Source organism: Ralstonia sp. 22086 (genome assembly GCF_052045975.1).
Classification (GTDB): domain Bacteria; phylum Pseudomonadota; class Gammaproteobacteria; order Burkholderiales; family Burkholderiaceae; genus Ralstonia; species Ralstonia wenshanensis.
The window spans coordinates 774,500-792,181 of sequence record NZ_JBQEPZ010000001.1 but is presented as its reverse complement, the minus strand read 5'-3'; the positions used below and the strand labels follow the sequence as shown (position 1 = coordinate 792,181).

The following is a 17,682-nucleotide window of genomic DNA, read 5'->3' as shown; positions in this document are numbered from 1 at the left end:
TCTGACCACTAGGACGGTCTGCACTGAGCGGGTCATGCGCTGAGCCGTCTCCGGCGCCGGTATTACTTGGCAGCCTTGCCGATCTTGCTGCCGAACTTGTTGCGGAACTTTTCGACGCGGCCTGCCGTGTCCAGAACCTTTTGCTGGCCCGTGTAGAACGGGTGCGATTCGGACGAGACTTCGATCTTTGCCAGCGGATATTCCTTGCCGTCCAGCGTGATCATTTCCTTGGTCTGGATGGTCGAGCGGGTGATGAACTTGAAGTCGCTGGACATGTCCTGGAACACGACTTCGCGGTAATTCGGGTGAATGCCTTCTTTCATGATGGGCCCTGGGGTAGAGGTAGCCAATTCGCGGCGCGCTTCAGGTGCTCACATGGTAGGAGCCACCGTGCGACCAGCCCTCGAATCACTTGCCGGGTGGAGAAACGAGGATTATGCCAGAGAAACAAAGGCTTGAGCAACGCGCCAGCCGCAAAATCCGTCGTGCCGGCGCATCGGAAAGTGACTTTAGGAGCCTATTTCGATCAAGGTTTGGCCAGACGCTCGATCGTGAGCACGCCGTGGCCGTCCAGATCCACGGTCCTGGTGTCGCCGACGCGCAACGAGGTGTCGAGGTTGCGCGCCAAGGTGTCGACGCGTGCAGGGGCCTCGGTGTCGGGCGACGGCTGGAACCGATGCAGCGTTACACCGATGGACAGCGTCTGGAACTCGCCCGACGCTCCCATCGGCCGCAGGGTGACGTCCACGCCGGTCTTGGCCCAGCGGTGGCGCATGAATTGGCAGGTAGTGGTGTCGCAGCCGAGCGGGATTGTGTCATCGGGCAGGCCGGCGGCGAAGCGCGCCTCCCATTCTTTCCTGGGCATCGAGCCGCCCACGTCGTACGTGTGGGTACGTTCGAGCAGTGCGATGTGCTCGCCCGTGGTGGATGTGTCGGCCGAAAGCGTGACGCGTTTGGTTTCTGATTGCCCATCGAATTGGGCGGTGACGCTGAGGATTACGGGCACGGCTGGCTGTGCCCACGCTGTGCCGGCAGCGAGACAACTACCGAGCAGCGTTGTGCGAAGCGCTTGGCGAATCGTCATGGCAGGAATCCCTCCTGGCGTTGCTCAGCGTCCAGCACGCGCCGTGCCGGATCTTGCAGGTAGAAGTCTTGCAGGAGCGCGTACAACGAGGGCAGCGTCTCGAGCATGGCGACCGGCTCTACGAAGAACACCTCCGACCCCACCGCAAAGAACTCCGACGGATGCTGTGCGCCATAGGGGTCGAGCAATGAAAGGATCGGGTCGTCGCCCCACCGGCGCTCGGGAATCTGGTCGCAACGATTGGCGAAGGCGTCGTACTCGGCATAGAGGTCATCGGCCCATTGCTCGCGGTCAACATCGGCATGCAGCCGCGATGAAAACGCCGGGACGCCGTCCGATTCGCCGTTGAGCATGTCGAGCTTGTGTGCAAACTCGTGCACGACCACGTTGTATGGCTGCGCGCCTGGCGCGGCCAGTGCGCCCCCAAGTTCAATGTCCTGCCACGAGAGGATGACCGGGCCGTGCTCCCATGCCTCGCCGGCGGCTTCTTCGCGCACGTTGTGTACGACGCCGTCTTCATCCATGACCTCCTTGCGGATGACGAACTCTCCGGGGTAGATGACCACCCCGTGCCATCCGGCATACCACGACATGCCCAACTCCAGGATCGGCACGCTGGCCTGCACGGCTACGCTGATCACCATGTCGTCGGTGAGCGGCAAATCGTGCGCGGTGGTGAATTCCTTTTCGGCGATGAAGAGCGTGGCCGTTTCACGCAGGCGTGCGAGGTCTGCGTCAGACCAGTCGAGCAGGAAGGGCAGGCTATCGAGCGCGCGTGACCACAGCGCGTCGGAGATGGCGTAACGGTTCAGCCGCCGCGTGCGTGCGCGGCCGGAGAACCATCGGAGGACAGACGAAAGCATGCGTCCAGTATATCGGCCGGCGCCTGCAGCTTTGCGACGCGCGCTTGCGCCCTTGTCGGGGAATCAGGCGACTGAGAGGAGTCGTGCACCGCGCTGATTGGCGACGTACACGGCCTCGGTGCGGCTGCGGACTTTCAGGCGCCGATACAGCGTGCTGATATGCGCCTTGGCTGTCGCCTCGGAGATGTTCAGCATGCGGCTGATGGTCTTGACCGGATGCCCGCGCGAGAGCAGCACCAGAATCTCGTACTGCCGCGGCGTGATGCCGAGCAGCTTCGGATCGGTCTGCGGGTCGCCTGCAAGCGCCGGGTTTGGTGCGCCGTCCAGGCGTGATTCCGGCAGCAGCGCGCTGGCCGGAATGTATTGACCACCCACCAGAACGAGCTCCAGCGAAGCTGCGATGACTTCGCCCGGCGAATGCTTGAGCGTGTAGCCTGACAATCCCATCTGCATGAGCGTACGGATGATGTCGGGCGATTCGGATTCCGCCAGCACGACCACGTGGCGCGCATGGGGCCGATGCATGATTTCGCCGATGGCCGACAACTCGTCGAGATGTGGCAACGGCAGGCCGATCACAAGGAGTCCGGCGTCGGCATTGGTTTCGATGGCGTCGAACATCCCTTCGTCCGGTTCGACAACCGTGACGCCAGTGACGCCCTTGAGCGTCCGTAGCAGGTGCGCAATGCCTGTACGCACCAACGGATGGGCTTCGATCAAAACAGTGTTCATCGTTGTTCTCGACCTGTTACCGATCTTGCGAACATCCTTGTCGCCCAGGCGAGATACAGGCCGGAGCAGACCCCCGTTCCGAATCATTTTAGTGGCGGAAGTCAAAAATGACAGCCGCCACGGCCATGCCTCGGGACCCTCCTTGCGGCGTCCTGGGTACTGTAGCCCAGCATTTGCCAGGGCGCGCAATTCGACCACCGCAGCACCTGCGCCCGATAACCGCGGTTTTTGTGGCGACTGCTGTTTCAGTCGCGACACAAAAAACGCATGCCATGCAGGGGCGCGCGGTTCTCCGTGTGGAAAATATCCCGTTAAAACAAGGCGTTAGCCATCATGGCATGGATGTCGCTCTATATCCGTCGGGGAGGAGCGAGCCATGCCGACAATCGCGCAGCGCTGTGCTCGACGTTTGCCGTTCGGGTGGACGGTCGAGAAGACCGGAGTGGTCGCAAATCGCACGGCCATGATCGTCATGGTGCCTGCGCTTGCAGTAGACGGCGATTTCGTCGCGCGGCGTCCAGTTACACCGCTGATCGCCCTTCGAAGCGTTCTCGCCGATACGTTGCCGGCGCGACTCGCATTCGGTCTCATTCCCACCCGCGCATTCGATCCATCCACCGGTTCTGTCGTGTCCGCACTCACGGACGGCGAACTGAGTACGTCGCATGCGTGGCTTAACAATCCAACGGCGAAGGGGCTTTCGCAATCCCCCCGGAAGTGGGGTGCTTTGCGGTATGTGCCGCTTACCGTGTCAGATTGCCGGCGCCGCAACAGTCTCTTGGCAAAGGTTGTCGTTGGTTGCGCAGCCTTGGGTGCACCAAAATGTGGCGCTTTCGCAACGTGCGCCGAACAGGCCCGCGTGGCGGTTCTTCAACGGTTTCGTGCTCCGTCCCCCGGCGGGCACTCTTTTCTTAATAGCCATCCTGGAGCTAGATCCCGATGCAAACCAACCTGGCCGCGTTTGCGGCGCTGGCACCGCCGATTGACTCCGTTGCCGGCAACTGAATTGAATGCACTGAACCAAATGCTGGATGCTTCCGATTGGGGGAGGCAGGCGGGGCCAGGTCCGTCGTTCTTCGTTCTTGCCCTCAATGCCCCTCAGGAGCGCAGCGCTAACGCTACGCCCCCGATCGCATGAAACCGATGAGACGGACGACGCTCAGGCCGTATGCAGCGGATGCTCTGCGCGAATGCCGTGCTTTTGCATCAGCCGGTACAGCGTGACTCGGGACACCGCCAATTCGCGCGCCGTCATGCCCATGTGGAAGCCGTTGCGCGCGATGGCCGTACGGATGGCGTCCGACTCGGCGCCTTCGCGCGCTTCTTCCAGCGTCTGGCCCGACACGGATGCGTAGCCTTCGAGATGCAGGTCAGCGGCGGAGATCTTGCGGTTGTCGGTCATCACCAGCGCGCGGCGCACGCGGTTGATGAGTTCGCGTACGTTGCCCGGCCACGGGTAATGCATCATCGCGTGCAACGCGCAGGGCGTGAACCCGCGGATGCGGTGCGAGGCTTCGCTCGCGTGCTGGGCCAGGATGTGTTCGGCCAGCAGCACGATGTCGCTGCCGCGCTCGCGCAGCGGCGGCACCGACAGGGTCAGCACGCACAGTCGATGGAACAGGTCGGTGCGGAATCCGCCGTGGTGTTGGGCTGCCTCCAGATCCACGTGTGTCGCCGAGATGATGCGGATGTCCAGCGGGATCGCCTGGTGCCCGCCCAGCCGCGTGATCGTGCCTTGCTGCAGGAACCGCAGCAGGCTGACTTGGCTCTCGAGCGGCAGGTCGCCGATTTCATCGAGGAATAGCGTGCCGCCATTGGCATGCTCGACCCAGCCGATATGACGTTGATGCGCGCCGGTAAATGCGCCTTTTTCGTAGCCGAACAATTCGGACTGGATCAGGTGCGGCGGAATCGCTCCGCAGTTGATGGCGATAAACGGCCCGCCTGCGCGCGAGGACGCTTCGTGAATGGCCTGCGCTGTCAGCTCTTTGCCGGTGCCCGACTCGCCCGCAATGAAGGCTGGCGCACTGTTCTGCGCAACCTTGCGGATGGCGCGGAACAGGCTGTGCATGGCGGGGCACTCGCCCAGCATGCGAGCGTGATTCGCCTTGGGCGCCGGCGTGACTTCTTGTGCGAGCGAGGCCATGCCCCAGGCGTGACGCAGCGAATACGCGGCCTCATCCATACGCAGCGGCATCTGCACGTAGTCCACGCAGTAGTCGCGCACGAGTTGGCGCACGCGTTCGTGATTCAGCATGGCGGGCGGTAGGGCGGCCACCCAGCCTACATGCGAGACCTGCATGCAGCGCTCGAGCAAATCCAACTCCGCAGCGGAGAACGCGCTGCTGAAATCGACCAACCCGGCCATGGGAACGCCGTCGCGAATGGCGCAACCCAGTTCACGCATCGACGTTACGCGCCGCACGTGCCACTCTGCACCCAGAATCGTCTCGTCGATCTCCCCCATCCCTGCGCGCGACGCCACTACGACGGTTCGGCACGCAGCAGTACATTCCAGCGACTCTTCGCGCATGGTTTCCCCCGTTCGATTCTTGGTGTGGTTCGTTCTTTGCCGAGGCGGCTCAGCCAGGGCAGGCTTGCAGTATGGTTGCCGAGTTTCTCTTTTGCGATGACGTTTAAGGACGATGGTGGCAAACGCTTGCGCGCCCGCGCTGTAATGCAAACGAACTAGCGAATTTCACAGCTTTGACGAGGAAATCCGCTGGAAAAACAGGCGGTTGACGCAGCAATAAAAAAGCGCACCACAATGGGTGCGCTTTTCGCTATGCAGACAGGAGATTCAGCCGCCGCGTCGCATCATGTCGAAGAACTCGGCGTTGTTCTTTGTCGTCTTGAGTTTGTCGAGAAGGAATTCCATCGCCTCGACCTCATCCATGTCGTGGATGAACTTACGCAGAATCCACACCTTCTGCAGAATGTCCGGTTTGATCAGCAGCTCTTCGCGGCGCGTGCCCGACTTGTTCAAATTGATGGCGGGGTAGACGCGCTTCTCGGCCAGGCGGCGTTCCAGGTGCACTTCCATGTTGCCGGTGCCCTTGAACTCTTCGTAGATCACGTCATCCATGCGGCTGCCGGTTTCGATCAGCGCCGTGCCGATGATGGTGAGCGAACCACCTTCTTCCAGGTTACGTGCCGCACCGAAGAAACGCTTCGGACGCTGCAGCGCATTGGCGTCGACACCGCCGGTCAGCACCTTGCCCGAGGTTGGCACCACGGTGTTGTAGGCGCGGGCCAGACGCGTGATCGAGTCCAGCACGATCACCACGTCCTTCTTCAATTCGACCAGGCGCTTGGCCTTTTCGATGACCATTTCGGCCACTTGCACGTGACGAACGGCCGGCTCGTCAAACGTCGAGGCCACCACTTCGCCGCGCACGGTACGCTGCATTTCGGTCACTTCTTCCGGGCGCTCGTCGATCAGCAGCACGAACAGCTCGGCTTCCGGATGGTTGGTCGCGATGGCGTGCGCAATGTGCTGCAGCATCACGGTCTTGCCGGACTTCGGGCTTGCCACCAGCAGCGCGCGTTGGCCGCGGCCGATCGGGGCAATCATGTCGATGATGCGGCCGGTGATGTTTTCTTCGGCCTTGATATCGCGTTCGAGCGTGAGCGGCTTGTTCGGGTGCAGCGGCGTCAGGTTCTCGAACATGATGCGGTTCTTGACCGCCTCAGGAGGCTGCGTGTTGACCTTGTCGACCTTCACCAGCGCGAAGTAGCGCTCGCCATCCTTGGGCGTGCGGACTTCACCTTCGATCGTGTCACCGGTGTGCAGATTGAATCGGCGGATCTGCGACGGGCTGATATAGATGTCGTCGGTGCTGGCCAGATACGAGGTTTCCGGCGAGCGCAGAAAACCGAAGCCATCGGGCAGCACTTCAAGCGTGCCGTCACCGAAAATCGTTTCCCCCTGTTTCGCCTTCTTTTTCAGGATGGCAAACATCAACTCCTGTTTGCGCATGCGTTGGGCGTTATCGATCTCCAGCTGCCCCGCCATTTCCAGCAATTGGGACACGTGCAAGGATTTCAGTTCTGTCAGATGCATAGACGAAAGATGAGGGAAGGGCCCGAACGGGCGGCGAAACGAGAAACGGGGGGAGGGGGAAAGGTCGAGCGAACGCTCGGAGAAACAGATTGGCTGCAATCTTAGCACAACGCTGGCGAGCTTCCAGGCGGAAGTGCGCCAGCGTGGGCGAGGGGCAACGCGAAGGGTCGCCCGCAGCCGAAAAAGGGCTTACAGGTGGCTGTCCAGGAATGCGGTCAGCTGCGACTTGGACAGTGCGCCCACCTTTTGCGCGGCCACAGCGCCATTCTTGAACAGAATCAGCGTCGGGATGCCGCGAATGCCGAACTTGGCCGGCACGCCTTGGTTTTCATCGACGTTGATCTTGGCGATCTGCACCTTCTCGCCGTAGTCCTTGGAAACTTCGTCCAGGATCGGGGCGATCATTTTGCAGGGACCGCACCATTCGGCCCAGAAATCGACCAGCACGGGTTTGTCGGACTTGAGCACGTCTGCCTCGAAGGACGCGTCGCTCACATACTTGATCTGTTCGCTCATGGCGGGAACCTCTGTTATTTCGTAATAGCTGGCGACGTGCGCCGAACCCATACATTACACGATTACACGAACCGGCGTGTATTGAGACCACTGTCGGCGCGGATGCTGCTGATATAGTACCGACGCCCTCATTTTCAACCGATTCAATCGTTGATTGTGGCTATCAGGCCGATAGCCGCACGTTTCCCGGTATATCGCCATATTCCCTCGCATGCAGACGCTTGCCTTCGCGCCTGGCCCAGCATTCCTTTCCCATGCCGCCGACGCTGCATGGCGCTTTCTGGATGTGCATGCCCAATCCTCGCGTGCCGCCACGGTTGTTGTGCCGACAGCCGCGCAGATTCCTGGGGTGCGCAGTGCCCTGCACGCCAGTGCGCAAGCAGCCGGCACGCCGCGCTTGCTCCCTCGCATTCTGACGCTGGGGCACTGGCTGCTCGATTTGCCACCCGAAGCGGGTGTGCCGGTTGCGCGCACGCCGCTGTCGCGACTGCTCGCCGTGCAACAGGCCCTCAAGACGCAGGCATGGCTGCGTGAAGCGCTTGGCGCACAGGACGATGCCGCCCTGTGGGGCGTGGCGCAGGTGCTTGTGACGGTGTCGGATGAGTTGTCTCAACGTTGGCTGACGCTGGATGCCGCGCACAGTGGCGCCGATGGGCGTTCCGACGAGCTGGAGTCGGCATTGGCGGAGGCGTTGGAGCGTACCTACGCACAATTGTCCGAGCGTTTCCTCGGTACCGAATCGCGCATCGTGCTGACGTTCTGGCGGTTGCTTTCGGGCGCGGCGGACCCGATTCCAATGCGCCTGCGGGCCATGCGGCGCCTGCTGGACGAACTGGACGGGCCGATCGTGTGGATGAGCCCGACCGATCCCGAGGCAGTTGATCTGGATTTCCTGCAGCGCGCCGCCGAGCGCGTGCCTGTGCTCAACATCGGCTATGACTGGAATGCCCCTGAAACCGGCGCGTCTGCGGCGCCCGCCACACACGCGGATTTCCGCGATCTGCTGCTGCATGCCTGGCTCGAATGCGCCACGCCCGCCCAGGCGGCGGACGATGCTGGCGACGCGCAGATTCCGGCGCCAATCCTGCGCATTGCGGGTGCCGCCCGCTTTGAGGACGAGGCGGCCTTCGCCGCGCATACGCTGGTCGACTGGTTGAACGCCGGACGCCGCTCGCTGGCGTTGGTGGCGCAGGATCGCATCGTCGCGCGGCGGGTTCGCGCGCTGCTCGCGCGTGTGAACGTGCCCGTGCGCGATGAGACCGGCTGGAAGCTCTCCACGACGCGCGCTGCTGCGGCACTGATGCGCTGGGTTGATGTGGTGCAGGGCGATGGCGATACCGCTGCGCTGCTCGATCTCATCAAAAGTCCGTTCTGTTTGCGCGATGCCGACGCAGGTGTTGCCACGCCTGCGTGGGTTGCGGAACTGGAGCGTCGGGTGCGCCGGCATAACGTTTCGGGTGGCTGGGGGCGGTTGCGCCGACTGGTGGCCGATCGCTCCACCAATGAAGCTGATGGCGAAGCAAAGGTCAGCCGCCTGGCCGATCGCCTCGGCGTGCTGGCTGATGAGGCGGCCCTGTGGCGCCGCGCCGGCAGCGCCACGCTCGACGCATGGGTAACGCTGCTGGCAGGCACGCTCGATCGTCTGCATATGCGCACCGGTTTGCAGAACGACGATGCAGGCCGGCAGTTGCTGGACTGGATTGACCGCCTGCGGACTTCCATACATGGCAGCACCGATGCGGGCGCGCGGTTCTCGCTCACCGAGTGGCGTGCGTTGCTGTCGATGCTGCTCGAATCTGCGGTCTTCAGCGAGCCTTCACCTCCTGCGGATCGGCGTGTTGTCATCCTGCCGCTGAACGGCGCGCGCATGCGGCGCTTCGATGGCGTCGTGGTGGTGGGTTGTGACGATGCGCAATTGCCGTCGGCGCAGCCGGAGTGGCTGTTCTTCTCCAACGACGTGCGACGCGAACTCGGTTTGCCCGACCGGGCCCAGCGCTTTGCGCAGCAGGCGCGCGACCTGGCCGAAGTGCTGCTCAACCAGCCCGAGGTGGTGTTGACCTGGCAACGCCATGGCGGACGAGGCGAGCCGCATCGCCTTTCGGGCTGGCTCGAACGCTTGCAGCGCCGGCTGGCGGTGAGCGGCGTTCGTATCGATACGTCGGTCACGTTGCCCAGTCTGCAGACCACGAGCCAGCCCACCGACATGCCCGCGCCCGCCGCTCCGTCTCTGGTGCCGTCCACGCTGAGTGCGGCCGCTTACAACAGCCTGCGCCGTTGCCCATACCAGTTTTTCGTCGGTCGCATGCTTCGTCTGGGCGAGCTGGAAGAGGTGTCCGACGAGCTGGAGAAGCGCGACATTGGCGAGATCCTGCACGCGATCCTGCATCGCTTTCACCGGCAGTTGCTGGAAGCGCCAATGCACGATCCGGCGGATCGTCAGGGCTTGCTGCTAAGCATCACCGATGAACTGTTCGGCCCGCTGTTGGCCGAGGATGGCAACGCGCTGCGTTTCTATCGGCGCTGGCTCGGGGTGATGCCGTCGTACTTGGCGTGGCAGGCCGCGCGCGAGGCTGACGGCTGGCGCTTTGAGGCGGGCGAGGTCGATGCCGATACGTCCATCACGTTGCCGGACGAGCGCCCGCTGCGCTTGCGCGGCCGTATCGACCGCATCGATGTGCACGACGAACACGGCGTGGCGGTGCTCGATTACAAGACGCAATCGCAAATGGTGCTGGTGCGTCGCGCCAAGTCGCCGTTTGAGGATTGCCAACTGCCGTTTTACGGCGTGCTCGATGCGCGCGCAGACTCCGGCGGCTGGGTTTCGCTGGACGGCGAGGCACGCGGGGACAAGCGCGACGTTGCATTGCCCGACTTTACGCAAGTCGTCGACTGGTTGATCGAACAGATGCAAAAGGACATGACGGCCCTTGCAACCGGTGCGCCGCTGCCGGCCTTTGGTGATGAATCGGCGTGCCGCTACTGCGCGGCGCGTGGCCTGTGCCGCAAGGGATATTGGACGGACGGCGCACCGCGCGAGCCGGAGGTCACGGCATGAGCGATCACGCTTACGAACGCGATGGCGCAGCGGTCTCGCCCGAGGCCTTCTCGCGCGCCGCGTGCGACCCGCAGCGCTCCGTTGTGGTGGAAGCGTGCGCGGGTAGCGGCAAGACGTGGTTGCTGGTCACGCGCATGCTGCGCCTGCTGCTGGCGGGTGCGGCACCATCGGACATTCTCGCCATCACGTTCACGCGCAAGGCGGCCGAAGAGATGCGCCAGCGTTTGCTCGATATCCTCGCGCAACTGGCCAGCGCTGACGATGAAGGCGTCGTGCGCGAGCTGATCGCGCGCACGGTGGATGAGCGCGATGCGCCCGCGCTGATTGAAACCGCGCGTGGGTTGTATGCCCGCGTGCTGGAATCGCCGTCGCGCATGGCGATCGACACGTTCCACGGCTGGTTCGGTTCGCTGCTGCGCGGGGCGCCGTTGTCGTCTGGCGTGCAGCAGGGCGCATCGTTGCGTGAAGATGCCGGGCGGCTGCGGCGTGAAGCTTGGGCGCCTTTCTGGCGCGGCTTGCTGGCCGACGATCAGGCTGACTTGCGCGCCGCGTATGAAGCGCTTGCCGATCTGGTCGGCGATTTCCAGGCCGGTCGCCTGCTCGATGCAATGTTCCATCAGCGCAGCGATTGGTGGGCGTACAAGACGCAGGCGGCGGGGCGTCCGCTGGATGCATTGGACGCACTGCTTGGCGACGATGCGACGGTCGATCCGTTGATCGAAGCGCTGCAGGATGCGGCGTTGTTGTCCGACATGCTGCGCGTGTCCGGGTGGCTCGGGCAGGGCGGTACGGCCGAGGGCAAGCGCGCGGTCACCATCGAATCGGCGGTCACCGCAGCGCGCGGAACCGATGTGTCGGATGAGGCCGCTCGTGCGCAAGCATTTGATGCGCTCTTCGCCGCCTTCCATACGCAAGCCGGCAAGGCGCGCGCGTGCAAGCCGACCAAGGCGCTCATCAAAGCCGTTGGCGACGAGCACGCACAAACGCTGGTGACCTTGCACACCACGCTCTGCGAAGCGCTGACCACCATCCAGGCCCGCCGCCAGGAAGCCCGCGTGCGCGCCGTCAACGCAGCATTGTTTGCGCTGGGTGACGCACTCATCGAACGCTATCAGGCCTACAAGCGCCAGGCGCGCGCGATGGACTTCACCGATCTCGAATGGGAAGCCGCGCGCCTGATGCAGCAAGACGATACCGCCGCTTACCTCCAGGTGCGGCTCGACGCGCGCTACAAACATCTGCTGCTCGACGAGTTTCAGGATACGAACCCGATGCAGTGGCGCATCCTGCAGGGCTGGCTGGCCGGTTATGCCGGCACCGGCACGCAGCCGAGCGTGTTTCTGGTGGGCGATCCAAAGCAATCGATCTACCGTTTCCGCCGCGCGGATGCGCGATTGTTCGATGCTGCGCGTGAAATGCTGGTCGCAGAATTCAACGCGACCGTGCTGCGCACCAACCGCACGCGTCGCAATGCGCCGGCCGTGCTGGAGTGGGTCAATGCCGTGTTCCTGCAAGCGCGGGCGCGCGGTGACTATCCCATCTACGCCGAGCAAAGCACTGCCGTGGATGCACCCATCGGGCAGGCGCTGCTATTGCCACTGGTGCCCGTGTCCGAAGCCGAACAGGCTGACGAAGCCGCCCCCCGCGATACGCTCACCGAGCCGCGTGAGGAGGCCGGCGATTCGCAGCGCTATGAAGAGGGCCGCCAAGTGGCCGCTTGCCTGCGCGCATTGCACGCTAACGAGCGCATTCGCGAGGGTGGCGTCGAGCGCCCCGTGCGCTGGAGCGATTTCCAGCTGCTCGTCCGCCGCAAACGCTATCTCGCCGATTACGAACGCGCGCTGCGCGACGCCGGCGTGCCATATCTGAGCCCGCGCCGTGGCGGTCTGCTGGCGACACTCGAAGCGCTTGATCTGTGCGCGCTGCTTGATTTCCTGATGACGCCGCAGGCCGATTTGTCGCTCGCGCATGTGCTGCGCAGCCCCATCTTCGCCGCCACCGACGACCACCTCATCGCACTGGCGCGGGTTGGCGAAAGCACGGTCGCATTGACGTGGTGGGAGCGCCTGATCGCGCTGGCCGCCCAGCCTGATGCGGCGGACACCTTGCGCTACGCGCATCGCATGCTGTCGCGCTGGCTGGCAGTGGCGCCCACGCTGCCCGTGCACGATCTGCTCGATCACATCGTCTACACGGGCGAACTCAAGCGCCGCTATGCAGAGCGCGCACCGGCCGCAAACCGCGATCAGGTGCTTGCCAACCTGGATGCATTTTTGAAGCTCGCGCTCGATCTGGATGGCGGCCGCTATCCGAGCCTGCCGAAGTTCATGGCCGAACTGCGCGCCATCCGCCAGGGTGACGAGGACGAAAGCCCTGACGAAGGCATGCAGGGCGACCCGGAAGCGCCGGACGCCATTGATGCCGAAGTTGCCAGCGAAGGACTTGACGCCGTACAGATCCTGACCGTACATGCCTCCAAGGGGCTCGAGGCGCCGTTCGTCGTGCTGCTCGACAGCCACCACAGCGACGCGCGTGTCGATACGGCCGGCATCTTGATTGATTGGCCGCCCGGGGCGCAGGCGCCTGTGCATTTTTCTGCGTTCGGCAAAACGTCAGAGCGCGGCCTCGCGCGCGAGTCTCTCTTCAAGCAAGAAAATGAGCTTGCCGAGCGCGAGAACTGGAACCTGCTCTACGTGGCGATGACCCGTGCGCGGCAAGCGCTCATCGTTTCCGGTGTGGCGAACAAGCGCGATGTCACAGCGGCCCAATCAGTCGATGAAGGTGATGCGCCCGAGGTGGACGGCACGGCGAGCTGGTACACGCTGCTCGCCACGGCAGGCGTGGCGTCACCTGCGCCGATGCTAGATGGCCTAGCAGATTCGGCCGGCGATGCGGCTGCGGCGGAGGCGGTCTCTTACCACGACTTCCGCGCGCCGCTTACGGTGACGGTGCGTGTCGGAGCGGCCGGCGCATCCGCAGAGGGGCCTGCCGATATCGTCTTTGACCAAGGCGCCGTCGCGCAGGGCGAACTGCTGCATGCCGTGCTCGAGCGCCTGACGCGCCGGGGCTTGCCTGAACAGGCGCCCGACGCAGAGACAATCGCGCGCTGGTTCGGTGCCACCGGCGTCACGCAAACCGACGCCACGCGCGCCGCCGATGCCGTGCGCCGGATGCTTTCAGCCGAGGCGCTGGCGCACGTTTTCGACCCCGCGCGCTTCGATGCCGCACATAACGAGATCGAACTCTTCGGCCCAGACGGCGCGCTGTTGCGCATCGATCGCCTGATCGAACGTGGCAAAGACGTCCTCGTGGTCGACTACAAACTGCGCTTGCTGCCCGTTGAACGTGCCGCCTATGCGGATCAGTTGCGCGGCTATGTGGCCGCCGTCGCGCCGATGTATCCGGGGCGCACCGTGCGCGCAGGCGTGGCGACCGCGCAGGGGGAGTGGATCGACCTGGACGCGTTGCCCAAGCCGGTGCAGACGTCACACGACGACAGCCAAGGCGCGTTGTTCTGACGCGGGCGGCACAAACAGAAAAGGGGAGGGTGATGCGGACGGGCAAAAGAGAAAGGGGACGAGCCTGACCCTCGGCACTGGCGGAAAACGGCTGTGGCTGCTTCGTTCCCGACCTGACCAGGTTGACCGCGCCACCATGCGAGGAGGCCCGTCCGACCGGCATTGTAACCGACTCCCACGTCCCCACCTGAATATCCTTGCAATTCGCTCGGCGCGCATGGCGGTTGACCCCTCCGAAGCCGCGTCGGAAATCCACCTCGCTTTGCTACAATCCGCCGCATGAGTTATCAAGTGCTCGCCCGCAAGTGGCGCCCTCGCGATTTCACCACGCTGGTCGGTCAGGAACACGTGGTGAAAGCGCTCACGCATGCGCTCGAACAGCAGCGCCTGCACCACGCATACCTGTTCACGGGTACGCGCGGTGTCGGCAAGACGACGCTGTCGCGCATCCTTGCCAAATCGCTCAATTGCGTCGGCGCAGACGGGCAGGGCGGCATCACCGCGCAGCCGTGCGGCGTGTGCCGCGCCTGTACCGAGATCGATGCCGGGCGCTTTGTCGATTACATCGAGATGGATGCCGCCTCCAACCGCGGCGTCGACGAGATGGCGCAGTTGCTGGACCGCGCGGTCTACGCGCCAACCAGCGGCCGCTTCAAGGTCTACATGATCGACGAAGTGCACATGCTGACCAACCACGCCTTCAACGCGATGCTGAAGACGCTGGAAGAGCCGCCCGAGCACGTCAAGTTCATCCTCGCGACCACCGATCCGCAGAAGATTCCGGTGACGGTGCTGTCGCGCTGCCTGCAGTTCAACCTCAAGCAGATGCCGCCGGGGCACATCGTGTCTCACCTGGACCGCATCCTTGGCGAAGAGGGCATCGCCCACGAGCCGAATGCGTTGCGTCTGCTGGCGGCCGCTGCCCAGGGTTCGATGCGCGATGCGCTGTCGCTCACCGACCAGGCCATTGCGTACAGCGCTGGCGAGGTGAGTGAAGCTGCCGTGCGCGGCATGCTTGGTGCGATCGACCAGAGTTACCTCGTGCGTTTGCTCGATGCGCTGGCCGATGAGAATGGCGCGGCGCTTGTCGAGATCGCCGACGAGATGGCGGGGCGCAGTCTGAGCTTCTCGGGCGCGCTGCAGGATCTTGCATCCCTGTTGCAGAAGATTGCGCTGGCGCAGGTCGTGCCTGCTGCCGTGCAGGACGACTGGCCCGAGGCCGACGATGTGCGCCGCCTTGCCGAGCGCTTCGATGCGCAGTCGGTGCAACTGTTCTACCAGTTTGCCAACCTGGGCCGGAACGAACTGGCGCTTGCGCCGGATGAATACGCCGGCTTCACGATGACGCTGCTGCGCATGCTGGCGTTCCAGCCCGGACAGTCGGGTGGGGACGCGCCGCCGCCTTCGGGCGGTGGTGGCGGGAAGCGGGCGATGCCGCTGGCAGCAACCCCGACCGCATCGACGCGCTCTGCGGCCCCGGCGACTGCGGCCGTGGCGGCACCGCATGCTGAGGTTGCGCAGGTGGCGGTGCGTCCGGAGCAGGTGGTCGAGGCGCCGCGTGCGACTTATCAAGCGACTCCGACGGCCCCAGCGGCCGTTGCAGCGGCCGTGCCGACGCCGGCTGCGGCGCCAGCGCGTCGCTCGCCGGCGATGGAAGCGCTGGCCGCTGCGCGTCAGGCGTCGAGTCGTGGCCGCGGCGGAGCTTCTGCACCTGTCGCTACGCCGGTAGCGGCGCCCGCGCCTGTCGCGCCTCCTTCTGCACCTGCTGCAGGTCCACGCCCGAATCCGGCTGCTGCGCCGGCATCCGCACCGCAGCGCCGTGAACAGCCGGTTGCAGTTGCCGCGCCCACCGATGACGGCCCGCCGCCCTGGGATGAAATGCCGGGCGAACTTGCTTCGCCTTCGCTTGAAGAAATGGACGCCGCGTTTGCCGGCTGGGATTTCGCTTCCAACGTGCGCCCCGGGGCGTCTGAGCCGGCAGCACGTCGTCCCGCACCGATCGAAGCGCCGGCAGCTGCGCCTGCGCCGGCCAAGACGGCCGCTCCGGAGCCGGTAGCCGCTGCTACGCCGCCTGATCTGAGCGCCAGCGGTCTTACCACGTTCGACGGCAATTGGCCGGCACTGGCAGCGAGCCTGCCGATCCGCGGTCTGGCACAGCAACTGGCCTACCAGAGCGAGTTGGCTGCCGTAGAAGGCGTCACGATGCGCCTGCGCGTACCGTTGCCTCCGCTGACTGACGCCAACGTCGTCGAGCGCCTGGAGGCAGCACTGACGGAACACTTCGGCACGCCCGTTCGCGTGGCGTGCGATATCGGGCCTGCACGCGCCACCGCGGCGGCTGTCGATGCCGAACAGCGCGCCGAGCGCCAACGCAATGCCGAAGACGCCATTGCCGCCAACCCATTTGTGCAGGCGCTGGTTCGTGACTTTGCCGCGCAGGTCGTTCCCGGTTCGATCCAACCGCACGCGCACTGAATCGCATTCCAAGACTGAACATTGAATACCGGCGCGCCAACCTGAGCGGCGCGCCCTTCACGACCCATTTCAAGGAGCAACGACCATGATGAAAGGCCAGATCGCGGGGCTGATGAAGCAAGCCCAGCAGATGCAGGAAAACATGAAGAAGGCGCAGGAGCAGCTTGCGTTGATCGAGGTGGAAGGCGTGTCCGGTGCCGGCCTCGTGAAGGTGGTGATGACCTGCAAGAACGACGTGAAGCGTGTGTCGATCGACCCGAGCCTGCTGGCCGAAGGCGAAGACAAGGATCTGCTGGAAGACCTCATCGCCGCTGCGTTCAATGACGCCGTGCGCAAGGCCGAGGCCACTGCGCAAGAGAAGATGGGCTCGCTCACCTCCGGTTTGGGCGGTATGGCGAGCATGCTGCCGCCCGGCTTCAAGCTGCCGTTCTAAACGACGCTCATCAGGATCGCGCCATGGTGCTGGAATCCGCGCTGCTGCACGTCAGGCCCGGCCAGGAAGCTGCTTTCGAGGCGGCCTTCGGCGAGGCTCGCCACATCATCGGTGCGATGGGGGGCTTCGTTTCGCTTTCACTGTCGCGCTGCATGGAGAAGACCAGCGATTACCTGCTGTTGGTGCAGTGGCAGACGCTGGAAGACCATACCATCGGCTTTCGTCAGTCGCCCGAGTACCAGCGGTGGCGCGCGCTGCTGCATCATTTCTATGACCCGATGCCGGAAGTGCTGCACCACACGACGGTTCTGGAGCACGTGTGATGCGTAACGCTTTAGGCACGCCATCGGCGCTGCAGATGCTGGTTGAAGCCTTGCGCGTGCTGCCGGGCGTGGGCCCCAAGTCTGCCCAGCGGATGGCGTATCACCTCATGCAACATGACCGCGAGGGCGCCGCGCAACTGGCACAGGCGCTGTCCGAGGCGACGGAATCGATCCAGCACTGCAGCCGCTGCAATACCTTTACCGAGCAGGAAATCTGCGAGACCTGCCTGGACGCGCGCCGCGATGCGTCGCTGCTGTGCGTGGTGGAAACGCCGGCTGATCAGATGATGATCGAGCAGACGCTGACTTATCGGGGCCAATACTTCGTGCTGATGGGGCGGCTCTCGCCGCTGGACAACATCGGCCCAAAAGAGATCCACCTCGAACGCTTGCTGGCCCGCGCCACTGACCCTGCGCTGGGCGGGCCCTGCGCCGAGGTCATCCTTGCCACCAACTTCACCAGCGAGGGCGAGGCGACCGCCCACTACATCGGCGAGATGTTGAAGGCGCGCGGTATCAAGGCGACGCGTCTGGCGCGTGGCGTGCCGGTGGGCGGTGAACTGGAATACGTGGACGCGGGCACCATTGCCCGCGCGGTGCTGGATCGGCGCCAGCTCTGA

At 64.2% G+C, this 17,682-nt stretch carries 13 protein-coding genes and 1 other RNA gene; 6 read left to right on the top strand and 8 right to left on the bottom strand.

Translation table 11 applies throughout. The annotated features are described in order from the left end of the window. Positions 1-62: 62 nt before the first annotated feature. The 7 genes from ACTJK6_RS03665 to trxA all read right to left on the bottom strand — a co-directional run bounded on the left by ACTJK6_RS03665 (position 63) and on the right by trxA (position 7,258). A complete protein-coding gene (locus tag ACTJK6_RS03665; RefSeq protein ID WP_004626237.1) occupies positions 63-323 on the bottom strand; it encodes a type B 50S ribosomal protein L31 in 261 nt (86 codons plus the stop codon). A 203-nt stretch (positions 324-526) separates the two neighbouring features. Further along, positions 527-1,084: a hypothetical protein gene (locus tag ACTJK6_RS03660; RefSeq protein WP_414560515.1), complete on the bottom strand. Its 558-nt coding sequence runs from the start codon at positions 1,082-1,084 to the stop codon at positions 527-529. Next, positions 1,081-1,947: a zinc-dependent peptidase gene (locus ACTJK6_RS03655; protein ID WP_440838365.1), complete on the bottom strand. Its 867-nt coding sequence runs from the start codon at positions 1,945-1,947 to the stop codon at positions 1,081-1,083. The genes ACTJK6_RS03660 and ACTJK6_RS03655 overlap by 4 nt, the downstream gene beginning before the upstream one ends. A gap of 63 nt (positions 1,948-2,010) precedes the next feature. Beyond that, positions 2,011-2,679 carry a LuxR C-terminal-related transcriptional regulator gene (locus tag ACTJK6_RS03650; RefSeq protein ID WP_009238433.1) on the bottom strand — a complete coding sequence of 223 codons (669 nt, stop codon included), beginning with the start codon at positions 2,677-2,679 and terminating at the stop codon, positions 2,011-2,013. 1,159 nt (positions 2,680-3,838) lie between these two features. Beyond that, on the bottom strand, positions 3,839-5,212 hold the full coding sequence (locus tag ACTJK6_RS03645; RefSeq protein WP_232042488.1) for a sigma-54 dependent transcriptional regulator: 1,374 nt from the start codon (positions 5,210-5,212) through the stop codon (positions 3,839-3,841). Positions 5,213-5,479: 267 nt separating this feature from the next. Next, complete coding sequence (gene rho, locus ACTJK6_RS03640; RefSeq protein ID WP_004626250.1) at positions 5,480-6,742, bottom strand: transcription termination factor Rho; 1,263 nt, start codon at positions 6,740-6,742, stop codon at positions 5,480-5,482. A 189-nt stretch (positions 6,743-6,931) separates the two neighbouring features. Beyond that, positions 6,932-7,258 (bottom strand): thioredoxin TrxA, encoded by a 327-nt coding sequence (trxA, locus tag ACTJK6_RS03635; RefSeq protein ID WP_004626253.1) that lies wholly within the window; start codon positions 7,256-7,258, stop codon positions 6,932-6,934. 211 nt (positions 7,259-7,469) lie between these two features. On the opposite strand from trxA, the gene ACTJK6_RS03630 reads away from it, so the two are divergent. Then, positions 7,470-10,313: a PD-(D/E)XK nuclease family protein gene (locus ACTJK6_RS03630; protein WP_440838364.1), complete on the top strand. Its 2,844-nt coding sequence runs from the start codon at positions 7,470-7,472 to the stop codon at positions 10,311-10,313. After that, positions 10,310-13,831: a UvrD-helicase domain-containing protein gene (locus tag ACTJK6_RS03625; protein ID WP_440838363.1), complete on the top strand. Its 3,522-nt coding sequence runs from the start codon at positions 10,310-10,312 to the stop codon at positions 13,829-13,831. Before ACTJK6_RS03630 ends, ACTJK6_RS03625 begins: the two co-directional genes overlap by 4 nt. Before the next feature lie 54 nt (positions 13,832-13,885). Here the strand turns inward: ACTJK6_RS03625 and ffs are convergent. Next, an RNA gene (ffs, locus tag ACTJK6_RS03620) (signal recognition particle sRNA small type) lies at positions 13,886-13,984 on the bottom strand. Positions 13,985-14,110: 126 nt separating this feature from the next. Here ffs and ACTJK6_RS03615 point away from each other — a divergent pair. From ACTJK6_RS03615 to recR, 4 genes are all read left to right on the top strand, one after another. Beyond that, positions 14,111-16,306, top strand: coding sequence for a DNA polymerase III subunit gamma/tau (locus ACTJK6_RS03615; RefSeq protein ID WP_440838362.1), 2,196 nt, complete (start codon positions 14,111-14,113; stop codon positions 16,304-16,306). 85 nt (positions 16,307-16,391) lie between these two features. Continuing rightward, on the top strand, positions 16,392-16,739 hold the full coding sequence (locus ACTJK6_RS03610) for a YbaB/EbfC family nucleoid-associated protein (protein ID WP_024975986.1): 348 nt from the start codon (positions 16,392-16,394) through the stop codon (positions 16,737-16,739). 23 nt (positions 16,740-16,762) lie between these two features. Then, positions 16,763-17,062, top strand: coding sequence for an antibiotic biosynthesis monooxygenase family protein (locus ACTJK6_RS03605; protein WP_322016522.1), 300 nt, complete (start codon positions 16,763-16,765; stop codon positions 17,060-17,062). Then, positions 17,062-17,682 (top strand): recombination mediator RecR, encoded by a 621-nt coding sequence (gene recR / locus ACTJK6_RS03600; RefSeq protein ID WP_440838361.1) that lies wholly within the window; start codon positions 17,062-17,064, stop codon positions 17,680-17,682. Before ACTJK6_RS03605 ends, recR begins: the two co-directional genes overlap by 1 nt.